The 12,650-nt window shown below is 52.4% G+C and carries 13 protein-coding genes and 1 other RNA gene; 4 read left to right on the top strand and 10 right to left on the bottom strand.

Annotation, left to right across the window (positions count from 1 at the left end; all coding sequences use genetic code 11):
* Window positions 1-44: 44 nt before the first annotated feature.
* From rnpB to G549_RS19385, 4 genes are all read right to left on the bottom strand, one after another.
* An RNA gene (gene rnpB, locus G549_RS21415) (RNase P RNA component class A) lies at window positions 45-421 on the bottom strand.
* Between the two features lie 39 nt (window positions 422-460).
* Window positions 461-1,177, bottom strand: a complete 717-nt coding sequence (locus G549_RS0107155; RefSeq protein ID WP_027834458.1) for a J domain-containing protein — start codon at window positions 1,175-1,177, stop codon at window positions 461-463.
* Between the two features lie 75 nt (window positions 1,178-1,252).
* Window positions 1,253-2,176, bottom strand: a complete 924-nt coding sequence (gene metF, locus G549_RS0107160; protein ID WP_036221667.1) for a methylenetetrahydrofolate reductase [NAD(P)H] — start codon at window positions 2,174-2,176, stop codon at window positions 1,253-1,255.
* A gap of 7 nt (window positions 2,177-2,183) precedes the next feature.
* Window positions 2,184-3,122 carry an ArsR/SmtB family transcription factor gene (locus G549_RS19385; protein ID WP_036222039.1) on the bottom strand — a complete coding sequence of 313 codons (939 nt, stop codon included), beginning with the start codon at window positions 3,120-3,122 and terminating at the stop codon, window positions 2,184-2,186.
* Between the two features lie 219 nt (window positions 3,123-3,341).
* Between G549_RS19385 and G549_RS22150 the strand changes: the two genes are divergently transcribed.
* The gene (locus tag G549_RS22150) at window positions 3,342-3,599 is read left to right on the top strand and encodes an ArsR/SmtB family transcription factor (RefSeq protein WP_036222042.1); all 258 of its coding nucleotides are present in this window, start codon (window positions 3,342-3,344) and stop codon (window positions 3,597-3,599) included.
* A gap of 33 nt (window positions 3,600-3,632) precedes the next feature.
* On the opposite strand, the gene G549_RS0107175 is transcribed toward G549_RS22150, so the two are convergent.
* Complete coding sequence (locus G549_RS0107175) at window positions 3,633-4,751, bottom strand: DUF2336 domain-containing protein (protein ID WP_027834460.1); 1,119 nt, start codon at window positions 4,749-4,751, stop codon at window positions 3,633-3,635.
* Window positions 4,752-4,936: 185 nt separating this feature from the next.
* Complete coding sequence (locus G549_RS0107185) at window positions 4,937-6,376, bottom strand: catalase (protein WP_210162409.1); 1,440 nt, start codon at window positions 6,374-6,376, stop codon at window positions 4,937-4,939.
* 128 nt (window positions 6,377-6,504) lie between these two features.
* Here G549_RS0107185 and G549_RS19395 point away from each other — a divergent pair, with 128 nt between their 5' ends.
* Window positions 6,505-7,437: a hydrogen peroxide-inducible genes activator gene (locus G549_RS19395; protein ID WP_051213521.1), complete on the top strand. Its 933-nt coding sequence runs from the start codon at window positions 6,505-6,507 to the stop codon at window positions 7,435-7,437.
* Here the strand turns inward: G549_RS19395 and G549_RS19400 are convergent.
* The 3 genes from G549_RS19400 to G549_RS0107205 all read right to left on the bottom strand — a co-directional run bounded on the left by G549_RS19400 (window position 7,391) and on the right by G549_RS0107205 (window position 9,800).
* Window positions 7,391-7,975, bottom strand: a complete 585-nt coding sequence (locus G549_RS19400) for an MOSC domain-containing protein (RefSeq protein ID WP_036221671.1) — start codon at window positions 7,973-7,975, stop codon at window positions 7,391-7,393. The genes G549_RS19395 and G549_RS19400 overlap by 47 nt on opposite strands.
* Window positions 7,972-8,895, bottom strand: a complete 924-nt coding sequence (rarD, locus tag G549_RS0107200; protein WP_027834463.1) for an EamA family transporter RarD — start codon at window positions 8,893-8,895, stop codon at window positions 7,972-7,974. The genes G549_RS19400 and rarD overlap by 4 nt, the downstream gene beginning before the upstream one ends.
* 101 nt (window positions 8,896-8,996) lie before the next feature.
* On the bottom strand, window positions 8,997-9,800 hold the full coding sequence (locus G549_RS0107205) for an alpha/beta fold hydrolase (protein ID WP_036222047.1): 804 nt from the start codon (window positions 9,798-9,800) through the stop codon (window positions 8,997-8,999).
* A 111-nt stretch (window positions 9,801-9,911) separates the two neighbouring features.
* Here G549_RS0107205 and G549_RS19405 point away from each other — a divergent pair, with 111 nt between their 5' ends.
* Window positions 9,912-10,361 carry a host attachment protein gene (locus G549_RS19405; RefSeq protein ID WP_051213523.1) on the top strand — a complete coding sequence of 150 codons (450 nt, stop codon included), beginning with the start codon at window positions 9,912-9,914 and terminating at the stop codon, window positions 10,359-10,361.
* 51 nt (window positions 10,362-10,412) lie between these two features.
* Here G549_RS19405 and ettA read toward each other — a convergent pair whose 3' ends face one another.
* Window positions 10,413-12,068, bottom strand: coding sequence for an energy-dependent translational throttle protein EttA (ettA, locus tag G549_RS0107215; RefSeq protein WP_027834465.1), 1,656 nt, complete (start codon window positions 12,066-12,068; stop codon window positions 10,413-10,415).
* Between the two features lie 204 nt (window positions 12,069-12,272).
* On the opposite strand from ettA, the gene G549_RS0107220 reads away from it, so the two are divergent.
* Entirely contained in the window at window positions 12,273-12,617 is a 345-nt protein-coding gene (locus G549_RS0107220) for a hypothetical protein (RefSeq protein ID WP_027834466.1), read from the top strand.
* Window positions 12,618-12,650: the final 33 nt, after the last annotated feature.

A 12,650-nucleotide genomic window follows, 5' to 3' on the forward strand; every position in this document is an offset into this window, starting at 1 on the left:
AGATTAGGTTTCAAATTTCACCGAATTTGGAAATTGGTATGGAAAATGTCAGTTGGTCTATAAGCCGGATTCTGTAAGGCAGAAAAATCTGCGTGGCAGCCATTCATCTGCGCCCCTTGTTGCCAAGTGGCTGTTGCAACCAACCCGGATGACTGATCTGGAAACCGATCCGCACAGGCAAGCCTGCACTATGCCATCCCTATTTGGTTTTGCTCCCGGTGGGGTTTACCATGCCGAACCTGTTGCCAGCTTCGCGGTGCGCTCTTACCGCACCCTTTCACCCTTACCGCGATAAACGCGGCGGTTTGCTTTCTGTGGCACTTTCCCTAAGGTCGCCCTCGCCGGACGTTATCCGGCACCGTGTCTCCATGGAGTCCGGACTTTCCTCTCCCTAAAAAGGAGCGACTGCCCGACCAACTGACCCGCTTTCAATAGGGACGCATGTGCGCCGGGTCAAGCATTATGCAGATTCTGGCGAATTGGCCTGACGACTTTCTAAAATCTGGTCATATGCATGGTTGATCGCCGCCATCTTTTTCGACGTTAGTTGCACCAACTCGGCGGGCACCCCCTTCGCCATCAGGCGATCCGGATGGTGCTCCGACACCAATTTGCGATAAGCGGCCCGCAATTCATCATCGGCAATGTCGCGATCAACACCCAAAACAAAGTAAGGATCGCTATCGCCCGCCACCATATGCCGGGCGCTTAACCGATCAAACTCATCCTCGGTCAAACCGAATATGACGCCGACGGTTTCGAGATAGGCCAACTCGTCTTCGTGAATAAGCCCGTCAGCTTCAGCAATATGAAATAACCCATCCATCACATGTTCTAAGGTTTCTGGGCTGTCTTGGAATAAACGGGCAACGCGGCGGGCATAGGTCTCGAACCCGGCCACATCTTGCTGCGCCAAATCAAACACCCGTGCTACTTGCTCTTCCGCCCCGGCGGGAATTTCAACATTTTCGCGAAAGGCGCGGATTTCGTCAGCCGTGACCACGCCATCCGCTGCGGCCATTTTCGCCGAAAGAGCCACCAACGAAAGGGTAAAGGCGGCTTCCTTGCCGCCCAAAAGCCACGTCTCAGGGTCAAGCAACGAGGCAAGCGAACCCGCCAACCCCGTGCGCTCTGAAAACGACCCAATTTTATGCGCTATTACTGTCCAAACAGACATTTTTACCCTCCCGCAGCCAACTGGTTGCCAGATATAGGCGACATTATGTCCGATTCCAGACATTAAAACGAGGTTTTAGCCCCTTGAAATTTGCGGACGGCGCCCCAATAGACGCGCCAATGCGTAAACCAAAGGCGACCGATTCATGGTATAAAAGTGGAATTCAGTAACCCCACGGTCCACCAATTCAGTCACCTGCTCCGCCGCAACGGCTGCCGCAACAAGCGCATGGGTCTCTGGATCATCTTCCAATCCCTCAAATCGCTCCGCCATCCAATTGGGGATTGTTGCGCCGCACCGACCGGCAAAATTGGAGATTTGCGTAAAATTATGGATCGGCTGAATACCCGCCACAATCGGCGCTTCAATGCCCGCATTGCGCGCCCGATCGACAAATCGCAAATAAAGGTCATTATCGAAGAACATCTGGGTGATGGCACGGCTGGCACCCGCATCAATCTTGCGCTTTAAATTCTCAAATTCCGCATACCAATCAGGGCTTTGCGGGTGCTTTTCTGGATAGCACGCCACCGAAATGTCGAAATTGCCAATCGTGCGAATGCCTGCCACCAGATCAGCGGCATTGCGATAGCCTTGTGGGTGCGGCTGAAATGGCTGCCCAACCCCTTCCGGTGGATCGCCACGCAGCGCAACAATGCGGGAAATGCCAGCCTCTTTATAGCCGCGCACAACTTCATTCACTTCGTCTTTGGTGGCATCCACGCACGTCAAATGCGCGGCGGCCTTTACGCCAGTTTCTTTTTCGATCCGGGAGACCATTTTTGTGGTCCGGCCACGGGTGGTGCCGCCTGCCCCGTAGGTCACTGAAACAAAACGCGGCGACAATGGCGCCAATCGCTCCAAGGTTTCCCAAAACCGCGCTTCCATCTTGTCGGTTTTTGGTGGGAAAAATTCAAATGATAGGTCCAGCTTGGCCAATTCCTCTTCGGATTGGCGAGACAAACGGTCTGGGGTCGAAAAAATAGGTGTATCGCTCATAATAAAATCAATTCTTGCTATTGTCCGTTAGGTGCCAAATGCACACGGTTAGTCCATCGTCGGGTCCGGGATGAGGTATCTCCCGCGACTGCATCACTTCCAATCGCGCGCTGCGCGCCCAGGCCTGCATTTGAACATGGGAAAGACCGAGGCGACGATGCGCCTGCTCTTCCCGCAGAAACTCCAATTTGTGCGGCATGAAATCCACCACCATGATCGCGCCGCCCGGCTTCAACGATAAACGCGCATTTTGCAGCGCAAGGCCGGGGTCATCAAAATGGTGCAGCACCTGATGCAGCATCACAAAATCGGCACTGTCGCGATATTCCGAAAGATCGCCAATATCCCCCAGCCGCACCTGCACATTCTTTTGTCCGGATTTTTCAAACTTGGTGCGGGCAACCGAGATCATCTCGCGGCTGGCATCAAGCCCGATCCCTTTCGTGAACTGATCAGCCAACAATTCCAACATGCGGCCCGTGCCCGTGCCCAGATCCAGAAACATATCAAAATGCGCACCAGCAAGCAGTTGCTGGATGCTGGCTTCCACCGCTTCATCTGGCGCATGCAATGTGCGCAATCGGTCCCAGTCCTTCGCGACCTTGGCAAAAAAGGTGGTTGCCCGCGCCTGGTGGTCCCGTCGCACGGCCGCCAAGCGCTGCCGGTCAGTGACCAAGAGCTCGTCTTCAAGATCCAAGCGGCCAAGAATATGCTGCACCAATGCCGAGGACTCTAACTCGTCTGACAGCCGAAAAAACGCCCACGCCCCTTCGGCGTGTCGCGTAATCAAACCCGATTCGGTCAATAATCTGAGGTGCCGAGACACCCGAGGCTGGCTTTGATCTAAAATCTCGGTTAAATCCTTTACCGAAAGTTCACCCTCTGACAAAAGAGCAAGCAGCCTTAAACGGGTAAACTCTCCCGCAGACCTCAAGATTTCCACCATTTCGCGCAGATTCGCCACAACTACCTCATATGATATAAAGGTTTCTTTATATCCTAAATACAGAATTTGGCAATGAAATAGGTTAAAGCGGGGGAGGTAATTTTATTACCCCACGTGAAGGTTCTCTTCAATTAAACCAACAAACAAATAAGAGTCGTTAAAAAGATGACAAACGAACGTCACACTACGGCAAATAACTCGTCAAAAAATCGCGACAAAATGTGTGTGATTCTGAGTGCACTTGCGGACCCAGTTAGATTGTCAATTGTTGAACAATTGGCAGAAAAAGGCGAATTGCCTGTTGGCGCGATTTCTTCGCCACACAGCATTACCGCTCCGGCGATCTCGCGTCATCTACGTGTATTGGAATCTGCTGGCGTTATTGAACGCCGCATTGATCGGCAATGGCGAATTTGCTCACTCCAAACAACTACCATCCAAAATGTAATTGATTGGGCTCAAGGCCTAATTGACTAAGCCAATAGATGCTTTTGCTATCGCACCGCAGCTTTAGGCTACTTGCCTATTTTGCTGTGGGCGGCGAAAGCTATGCGCCCGCCACATTTCGAAAATTTCGCGTGCATCATGAAATGAAAGTGATTCATAGCGCTTAGAGGCCAGCTCCAAATCTTCTGGGCTCAGTTTTTCACGCCAAGGCACAACTTCAATCGCTTTCGCAAAGCTCGCTGGCGTCATATTCAACGCCCGCGCCGCAACGGTAAACGCGCCAACATCCTGGCTGGCAAACCATTTGACCATCACTTCAGGCTGAATGCGCAACAGCAATGCAATGGCTGCCGCTGAATGGTGCCCATATGAAAAGCGTCCAAAACGCTCCAATGCCACCATATCAAGTTTGCGGCGATCCTGCAGTGCCCGCACCTGTCCCCAAGCAATCGTCCATTCGGTTGCGTTGAAGCCCACGCGCTCTTTAATTTTGTTGACCACCACCTTTTTGGCTTCGTCAACATTTGCCCGGTCCACCTGCATATGCGTGCGCGCCAAGGTCGAAAACACCCGTTTGCTCGCATTATCAAGCGTTTCATAGATTGAACGCCAGTCCACATCTTTGCGGTAGGCCAGCTTTTCGCCAATCGAATCGTCTTTTGCGGCACGCTGGATCAATGCGGGACCAGCGATAGGGCCGATCTCTGCATTTTCATTTTCCATCAATTTAACGATTGTCGTCTTTTCAGAATGGTTGAAAATGGATCCACTCACGCGATCCGCAACGGCTTCTCGCCCTGCAATTGCAAAGCGATGCCCCTCGGTCTGCGACTCAATGATTTCGATAAGATCATCGTCTGAAAGGACAGAAGAAAACTCGAGCAAAGGCGTAGCCACCTCAACTTCATCGTGCGCCAGCTTGATCACGACAGTGCCCGGCGCTCGCGAAAGCGGCGCCAGTATCTGCGCAACCTCGGCGCGGGCTTCTTTTTCTACCATTTCGGCCAATTGACAAAGCACTTCGTCATATTGGGCGATTTGTTCATCATCGCAGCGATCAACCACATTGCTAAACAAAGTGGCCATATTGCGGATGAGTTGCTCGCATTCCGCCGTATTGGTTTCGCTTGTCAGCGCTCTAAAATTCGCGAACGCTGTCCCCTTGGAATGATCAAGTTCCATTGCTACCTCCTTGAGCGCTTTGCGCCATTCCTCTCACACTACCTTAGGTGGATTAAAGTAAATGCTGGCGTTTCAGATAAAGTTTGCAGCAAATTTGATCGAATAGATTCATCTTTCATTAACGACGAAACGCCGCCCCAGGGCGGGACGGCGTTTCAGCAATTTGTTATTTATTATGTGGCGACCTAGCCCTTCAATGCTTTGCGCACGCCATTGCCATAGTCTGGGTGCACCTGATCAAACAAGGCCAATTGTCGATCAATAATATGCTGCGGCACGCCGCCCATCGCATCTGCAATGTTGGAGTAGAGCCGCTCTTTCTCACCCGCATCGAACAATTCAAACAGAGCGCGAGGCTGTGAAAAGTCATCATTGCCGTCCCGATGGTTGTATCGGTCCGCATCGCCGCTTATTGGCAGCGCTGGTTCCTTATATTCCGGTGCTTCCTTCGCCGCTTCATCAATTGAATTCGGCTCATAATAAGCATCCACATGGCCCGTTTTTTGACCCATAAAGTTCATCTGGCCATCTTTGTGATAGTGATGCACCCCATTTTTTGGCTGGTTCACTGGCAGGGCCTCATAATGCGTGCCCAAACGATAACGGTGGGCGTCAGCATATGAAAAGATACGTGCTTGCAGCATCTTATCAGGAGAAAAGCCAATACCTGGCACCACATTTGAAGGCGAGAAGGCTGCCTGCTCAATCTCTGCAAAATAGTTTTCGGCGTTGCGGTTAAGCTCCATCACGCCCAAATCAATTTGTGGGAAATCACTGTGCGGCCACACCTTGGTCAAATCAAATGGGTTGTGTTCAAACGTTGCCGCCTGCTCTTCCGTCATGATCTGAACCTGCACTTTCCAGCGCGGATAATGCCCGGCCTCAATGCTGCCAAACAACGCTTCCTGATAGGTCTCACGGCTGTCGCCAACCACTTTCGCAGCTTCTTCATTGGTGAAATGCGCGTGGCCCTGTTCGGTCTTAAAGTGGAACTTCACCCACACACGCTCCCCTTTTTCATTCCAAAGGGAGTAGGTGTGCGACCCATAGCCATTCATGTGCATCGGCGCCGTCGGCAACCCGCGGTCAGACATCAAAATCGTTACCTGATGCAAGCTCTCTGGCGACAGGGACCAAAAATCCCACATCGCTGTTGGCGAACGCAAATTGGTTTTCGGATGACGCTTCTGGGTGTGAATAAAGTCAGGGAATTTATACGGATCACGCACGAAAAACACCGGCGTATTGTTGCCGACGAGATCCCAGTTGCCTTCCTCAGTATAAAACTTCAGCGCAAAACCACGTACATCGCGCTCTGCATCCGCTGCGCCCAATTCGCCAGCCACTGTGGAAAACCGCGCCAGCATGTCCGTCTCGGTACCCGGCTGCAACACTTTGGCCGAGGTATATTTGGAAATGTCGCCCGTAATCTTCAAAGTGCCGAATGCACCCCAGCCTTTGGCGTGCACAACGCGCTCCGGAATACGCTCCCGGTTTTGATGTGCCAACTTTTCAATCAACTGATAATCTTGAATCAGCAGCGGCCCGCGTTCCCCAGCAGTAATCGAATTCTGATTGTCAGAAATCGGCGCACCCGCTGTGGTGGTCAATGTTTTCTTGCTCATGTTTCTCCCTTTCGTCATCCAAAATTGTTCGTCTGACTAAAAGGTAGGCACCCCACCGCGTAAATTCAAATTGATTAATTTTTATATTCTGATAAGTTTTTCTTATGGCAACAATGACATTAAAACAGATGCGCTACGCACTCGCTGTGCAAAAACATGGGCACTTTGGCACGGCAGCCGAAAAGTGCCATGTGACGCAACCTGCCCTCTCGCAACAGATTCAGGTACTGGAAAATCATTGCGGCAAAAAGCTATTTGAGCGGCTGGGCAAAAATGTCATTCCCACGCGATTTGGCGAAGTGTTCTTGCAAGAGGCCGCGCGGATCATCGATCAGGTGGATAGCCTTGAAGAAGCGGCACACGAAGCCCGCTTTGGCTTGTCCGCGCCGCTACGCGGGGCGCTGATCCCAACCATTGCACCCTATTTCCTGCCCCACTTCTTGACCACATTGGCGGAAAACTTTCCCACCCAATTGTTCAATTTAGGTGAAATGCAAACCGAACCGCTTTTAGATCAACTGGCCAATGGGGAGCTGGATTTCGGCATTATTGGCACCAAACCACCCCTTGAGCGGTTTGAAGCCCAGGTACTATTTGACGATCCGTTTGTGCTGGCGGCCGCGCGCCAAAAACAGCTCAAAAGCCCCATCGATCTGAATGCGATGCAAAAAGAAGAATTGCTCTTACTATCTGAGGGGCACTGTTTTCGCGATCAAGCGATTGAAGCATGTAGCCTATCGACCGAGCGCGACGACAAGAACCACCCCTTTGCCGCCACATCATTGGCCACAATTGTTGAACTGGTCGCCAAGGGCTTCGGGGTCACGCTTTTACCTGCCCTTTGCCTAAATCGCGAAATTCGCAGTGAAAATATTGCGTTGCACGAGCTTCAGTCGCCCGGTGCACACCGCACCATTTCGATGGTGTGGCGCCGCACCTCAACCCAAAAGCAACAATTGCGTCAAATCGCAACGCTTGGCAGCGCATTGGCCAGCGCTTGCCTAACCATGCCTGCTAAACGCGTGGATTATAAATCTGTTGCGGCCACACCCGCACCTTGATCTCATCGCCTTGGCGCACAATGCCTGGCCGCTCCACCCAAGCCACCAACCCACGCAATTCTTCAGCCGCTTTTACAAATCCGAGTTCAATATCCTCGCGCGCCTCATAGTCTGCCTGTAACGCGGCGCCCGCGATTTTGCAGGGCGCGTTATAGCCATCAATCCGCAACACGGCACCTGACGGGAAAAAGATTTGCGTGCGCGGCGGCACTTGCGAGAATTGCGGCAATCCCTGCACCAGCATATTCGCGCCAATACGCCCGGCATCGATTTGCTCAACATCCAACCGCTCGGCAATGATGGCAACTTCTTCAACTGACAACAGGGACACCTGCCGCTCATTGCGCATTTCAGTGCCGCGCTTATACCAAGGCTCGCGTCCGCCAGACTTGCGCGTCAACCCAGCATGATGATCGCCCACAATCCCTTCAAAACTCAGTTCGAGTTCAGGCACCGACGCGGAGATAAAATCGTCCCCGGCGGCCAAAAACAAATCTGCGATTTCGGCGGTAAATTTTTGGGCAGGCAGCTTGGTCATAAAAGCACTTTCTTGCGCGCCCGCGACGCCTGTCGCTGGCGGGTAAATGAGTCATAGGTAAAGATGGCCAATGATATCCAAATCAACACAAAACTAAACATCCGCGCCGCATTTAGCGGCTCACCCAACAGCCAAACGGCGAACACAAAGTGCATGGAGGGCGCGATATATTGGAAAATGCCAATCGTGGTCATGCGCAAACGTTTTGCGCCAAAGGAGAACAAGATCAACGGCCCCGCGGTTAACGGCCCGCTCATGAACAATAAGAACCAGATCAGCAACCCGGCCTCTGGCGTCGCCATGGGATAGGCTGGCCCCATCACCATCAACAGCACCACAGCAAATGGCGCGATCAGCAAGGTTTCGAGCAACAAACCCGGCGCAGCGCCGACATCCACTGTTTTGCGGAAATAGCCGTAAAAGGCGAAACTGTTGGCCAGCGCTAGGGAAATCCAGGGAATACCGCCCAACCCAATGGCCTGTACAACCACCGCGATCACCGCCAGCCCAATGGCAGCGGTTTGAAATTTATTTTGACGCTCGCCCAGCAAAATCATGCCCAATGCCACATTCACCAGTGGCGTCATGAAATAACCAAAGCTGACTGAAAGCACATTCTCGGTGCCCGCCGCGCCCACAAAAATGGCCCAATTGATTGAAATCGCGATGGTCGATGCAATCAGCAAGAGCACCGATTTTCTTGATTTGAAAACAGCCGTGATTTCACCCAACCGCTTCACGGCATACAAAAACAACGCCACCACAAGGGCGGACCACAAGACCCGGTGCGCCACGACAATATAGGGGCTTACGTCGCCCAACAGTCGAAAAAAGAGCGGGAAAACGCCCCAAGAGGTGTAAGCAGAAATCGCCGCCATGGCGCCCAGTTGCGTCTGGCGTGCTGTTTCATCAGTGGTCATCAATGAGCCTTTCAAAGGGTGTGCGGTCCGATTACACCTTTTTCACTGGTTTGACCAATCAAACTGTTAAATAGTCCCCATCAATGGAAACGATCGGTGGCTCACACCCCGGCCAGAAATTCACTCAGCACCGCATTGAAAACTTCGGGTTGATCCAAATTCGGCAAGTGCCCCGCATCAGCGATGAGTTCGGTTTGCATATGCGGATGTGCATCTGAAATCTGGTCATTCAACCACGCGAAATAGGTCAAATCCAACGTTCCAGCCACGTTCAATACCGGCACACGAAGCTCCCCCAGACGCGAATAGCATTCAGGCCGTGGCGTTGCATGATTCAATGGGAGATGATTGTGCTGCAACTCATTCATATCTAAAAACAATTCACGCAATTGCCCTTGCACCCGCCCTTCGGCACCATGCGCCCCATCCAGCCATAAACGTGCTTCAAAATGGTTGAGCACAATAAGGTCGTTTAAATCCTTTTTGGCCTGATATTCTGTCGCGAGCTGCAGTTCAGCTTCATCACGCTCAACAGCGGGCGCACCGGGAATAGACGCTGCAACCAGCATCAACCCCGCCACCCGATCCGGGTGTGTCAAAGCGAAGGCCAGCGCCAAACCACCGCCGAGCGAACACCCCACCAAAATGGCACGTCCAATTTTGAAATGATCCAGCACGGCCAACAAATCATCGACGTCAGAATAGGCAACATCAGCACTTTGGGTGCGGCCATAACCGCGCTGATCATAGGCAATAGCCTGCAGCTCAAGCCCCAACGCATCCAATTGCGGTTGCCACATACGGTGATCAGCCACCCCGGCATGCAGAAACACAATCGGTGCGCCATATCCCTGTTCAACGCCGAACAGAGCTGCACCATTGGTTTCAACCGTAAATTCTGCCATGATGAACATCCCCAAGCACACGAGCCGTAAATCTCGATTGTGAATGAAACCCGATCCCGACTCTGTGCGTTTATCTTGTGCACCTTAACTCAAAAAGGAAAGGGCAATTCTATGAAACCGACAATCACATGGCTGCTCGTTGCCAACGGCACCGAAGCGAAAGTGTACGAAAACACGGGCCCCAACAAAGGGCTGACGCCGCTTTCCGACCACGAACATGCGCGCGAAGCGCTAAAAACTGGCGACATTGTCGCCAATGATCGTGGCCGCACTTTCCCCTCTGCTGGTGAGGGACGCAGTGCGATGGAACAACAAACCGATCCTGATGATGTGGAGCATCAAAAATTCTCCCGCGAGGTCGCTGAGCATATGAACAAAGCGGCGCAGGAGAAAAAATTTGATCGCTTGATCATCGCGGCGCCACCCCAAAGCCTTGGCGAAATGCGCAAGCACTTCAACAAGCATTTGGAAGAAAAGCTGCACGATGATGTGCCGAAGGATTTGACCAACATCGCCACAGCAGACTTGCCGAGCTACTTTAAAAACATGGTGGTGTTTTAAAAAGAAACGCCCCGCAAATGCGGGGCGTCTCATTGAATCAGAATAACCGATTTATCGCGTAAGCGGTTTATACGACACACGTTTTGGGTTTGCCGCATCGGGGCCCAAACGGCGGATTTTGTCTTCTTCATAATCCGCAAAGTTACCTTCAAACCATTCAACATGGCTATCGCCTTCAAACGCCAACATGTGCGTTGCCAAGCGGTCGAGGAACATCCGATCGTGAGAAATGATCACGGCGCAACCGGCAAACTCTTCCAACGCCTCTTCCAGCGCCGCCAAAGTTTCCGTATCCAAATCGTTGGTCGGCTCATCGAGCAGCAGCACGTTCGCGCCAGATTTCAGCATCTTCGCCAAGTGAACGCGGTTGCGTTGACCGCCTGACAAATTGCCAACCTTTTGCTGCTGATCGCCGCCGCGGAAGTTGAAGGCTGACGTGTAGGCCCGGCTGTTCATTTCGCGCTTGCCCAGCGTGATGATGTCATTGCCCTCAGAGATTTCTTCCCACACCGTTTTGTTGGCGTCCAAAGAATCCCGGCTCTGGTCCACATAGCCCAGCTTAACCGTCTCACCGATGGTGATGCTGCCTTCATCTGGCTGCTCTTGGCCGGTGATCATGTTAAACAGGGTTGATTTACCCGCGCCGTTCGGCCCGATCACGCCCACAATACCACCCGCAGGCAGTTTGAAGTTGAGATCGTCAATCAACAAGCGATCTTCAAAGCCTTTTTTCAAGCCTTCAACTTCAATCACCAAATCACCCAAACGTGGGCCAGGCGGCACAATGATTTGTGCTTTGTTGGACTGGGTCCGCGCTTCGTTGGCTTTAACCAACTCATCATAAGCTTTAATACGCGCTTTCGACTTCGCCTGACGCGCCTTCGGAGACGCAGCCATCCACTCTTGTTCGCGTTCCAAAACCCGCTTCCGCGCAGCATCTTCAGCAGATTCTTGCTTGTAGCGTTTGGCCTTTTGCTCAAGATAGGCCGTGTAGTTGCCCTCATAAGGAATGCCGCGACCGCGGTCCAATTCCAAAATCCAGCCCGTGACATTGTCGAGGAAGTAACGGTCGTGGGTAATGATCAACACGGCGCCGGGGAATTCACGCAAATGCTTTTCCAGCCAGGCGGTGGTTTCCGCGTCCAAATGGTTGGTCGGTTCGTCGAGCAGCAGCAAATCAGGCGCTGAAAGCAGGAGCTGACACAAAGCCACACGGCGCTTTTCACCACCGGAAAGGTTTTCAACGGCCGCATCAGCTGGCGGGCAGCGCAAGGCTTCCATCGCCATTTCAACCTGTGAATCCAAATCCCACAGATTCTCCGCATCGATCTGGTCCTGAAGGCGAGCGCCCTCTTCCGCTGTCTCGTCCGAATAGTTCATCATCAATTCGTTATAACGTTCGATGATGTCTTGCTTCTCTTTAACGCCGAGCATCACATTGCCGCGCACGTCCAAAGATGGGTCAAGCTGCGGCTCCTGTGGCAAATAGCCAACCTTGGCGCCATCGGCCACCCACGCTTCACCCTGAAACTCTGTGTCGATGCCAGCCATAATTTTCAACAGTGTAGATTTACCCGCACCGTTTGGGCCCAAAACACCAATTTTGGCGTCCGGGTAAAAGCTCAGATGAATGTTATCCAACACCTTCTTGCCGCCGGCATAGGTTTTGGACATGCCATGCATGTGATAGATAAATTGACGCGCCATGAGAATGTAACTCCGAAAACCGCTTTAATATTGCCCCTCTGTTAAGCGAAACCGGGGCTAAGAGCAATGGCCAAACCAAGATTTCCTCACGCAGATTGCGCCCAACATTGCCGCAACCTTACCGCAAAATGACCAATCCTTAAGTTGTGCCCAACCCGCGTTCCCCCTAGGTTTTTGCCAAGGGGCGAAAAAAGGAAATCTGAAATGCAAAAATCAATCAATGTGAAAAAACTCGTTGCAACAACCCTCTGTGTCGCCGCGCTTACCTCCCCTGCATTTGCCGCAGGCCCGGGCATGTTGGACAATGATCCAAAGCGCCCCGTTGCGGCCATTGCCGCCGACCTCAACATCACCGCCGACCAATTCGTTGCCTGCTTTAATGATGTGAACCCGGCCCCCAAAGGCACAAATCCAACCGGTGCACGGGAAAAAGCAAACAAGGCGATCCTGCTCCCTTGCTTACAAGAGGCCAATGCCGACATCACCAACAATATGCTGGATCAGGTGATGGATAAATATCGCCCCGAAGGTCGCGTGGCTGGCCGATAGCAACAATACGGCGTGAGGGGCGCACGCGCCCCC

Source organism: Maritalea myrionectae DSM 19524 (genome assembly GCF_000423365.1).
Classification (GTDB): Bacteria; Pseudomonadota; Alphaproteobacteria; order Rhizobiales; family Devosiaceae; genus Maritalea; species Maritalea myrionectae.